The following is a 1,546-nucleotide window of genomic DNA, read 5'->3' as shown; positions in this document are numbered from 1 at the left end:
CGCTCTAATTCTTCCGGCCAGAACGCCCGATTGGTACGTCGCCGCCAAGAAGTAACCACAGAAGACCGCCACAAAGCGATCAAGTCCACAGCGAGAACGTCGCCGACCGCTATGTCCCACACGGGTGTACCCCACAGGGAACGTGACTACGCTTCGATGCTGGGGGGCCCAGCTGAAATCTCTCCGATCTAGGCGGGTCTCGCAGCTGTCGCCCCACGAGCCACGCGGCCCTTCGCCGATACCGTTGCGTTAGTTCGGGCTTCCTGGCGGCCAGAGGGCACTTTCTGTGGCCCACAGCCTTTGGTCTATCCGTCCAGCCCTCGCCGCTTCGACTCTCGTTCCGGGCTCGACGCGTACAGCCACGACTCCGCCTCCCCCGGCCGGATCAGCGCCCGGCCGACCAGGATCACTGCAGCCTGGCGGAGGCCGATAGCCTCGACCGCATCCGCGATGTCGGCGAGCGTGCCGCGCAGCTCCACGCGGTGCGGGCGGCTCGCGTTGACCACCACCGCCACCGGGCAGTCGGCTCCGTGCGTGGGCACCAGACGCTCGGCCAGCTCACGGATCCGAGTGATCGCCAGGTGCAACACAAGCGTCGCGCCGGTGGCCGCGAAATTCTCCAACGATTCCGTCGACGGCATCGTCGTCGACCGCGCCTGAACGCGGGTGAGCACCACCGACTGCACAACCTCGGGAACCGTGAGCTCCACTCCCAGCTCGGCGGCCGCGGCGGCATAGGCGGGAACACCAGGAACTACATCCCACGGAACGCCCGCCGCGTCGAGTCGGCGAGTCTGCTCGGCCAGCGCCGAGTACAGCGACGGATCGCCCGAACACAGCCGGACCACCTCGAGCCCATCGGCGTGAGCGGCGACGATCTCGCCGATGATCCCATCCAAGTCCAGATGCTGGGTGTCCACCAGCCGGGCACCCGGTCGGCAATGGTCGAGCACACCGTCGTCAAGATATGTCCCCGCGTACAGGCACACGTCGGCGGCGGCAAGCGCCGCCGCCGCGCGCAGCGTCAGCAGATCAGCGGCGCCGGGGCCGGCTCCCACGAAGTGAACGGTCACGAGCTCTCCCCTGTTTCCGAAGTATCAGCCGCAGCGACGAAGGGCTTCTCGGCCGCCCACTGCACCACCGCACGGGCGGGGGCCCAGCCGGTGAACCGGCCGATCGAGTCCGCGTGCTCGACCTGGATCCTGGTCAGCTCCCCGCCGAATTCGGCGCGGGCGTCGACCACCACGCGCTCGGTCTCCAGGGTCACCGCATGCGCGACCAGCCGGCCGCCCGGGCGAAGTGCGTCCCAGCACTGTCTCAGCAGGCCAGGAGCGGTGCCACCCCCGCCGATGAAGACCGCATCCGGCCGCGGCAGACCGTCCAGAGCCTGGGGCGCCCGTCCGTGGTCGACCTCCAACGACGGCACCCCGAGCCGCACGGCGTTGCGCGCGACACGCGCCGCCCGCTCGGGATCGGCCTCCACAGCGACCGCGCGACACGACGGGTGGGCGCGCATCCACTCGATGCCTACCGACCCGGCGCCGGC

2 protein-coding genes are annotated in these 1,546 nt (G+C 69.6%); both read right to left on the bottom strand.

Translation table 11 applies throughout. The features are described 5' to 3' along the window. Positions 1 to 305: 305 nt before the first annotated feature. Complete coding sequence (locus G6023_RS12180; RefSeq protein WP_182635705.1) at positions 306 to 1,073, bottom strand: SAM-dependent methyltransferase; 768 nt, start codon at positions 1,071 to 1,073, stop codon at positions 306 to 308. Beyond that, positions 1,070 to 1,546: bifunctional cobalt-precorrin-7 (C(5))-methyltransferase/cobalt-precorrin-6B (C(15))-methyltransferase (locus G6023_RS12175; protein ID WP_241727840.1), on the bottom strand; the 477-nt coding region annotated here is incomplete at its 5' end. The genes G6023_RS12180 and G6023_RS12175, both read right to left, overlap by 4 nt.

Origin of the sequence: Dietzia sp. DQ11-71 (assembly GCF_014144995.1) — a bacterium.
Taxonomy (GTDB): Bacteria; Actinomycetota; Actinomycetes; order Mycobacteriales; family Mycobacteriaceae; genus Dietzia; species Dietzia kunjamensis.
Note: the sequence above shows the minus strand (reverse complement) of the source record. Positions and strands in the feature narration are given on the sequence as shown.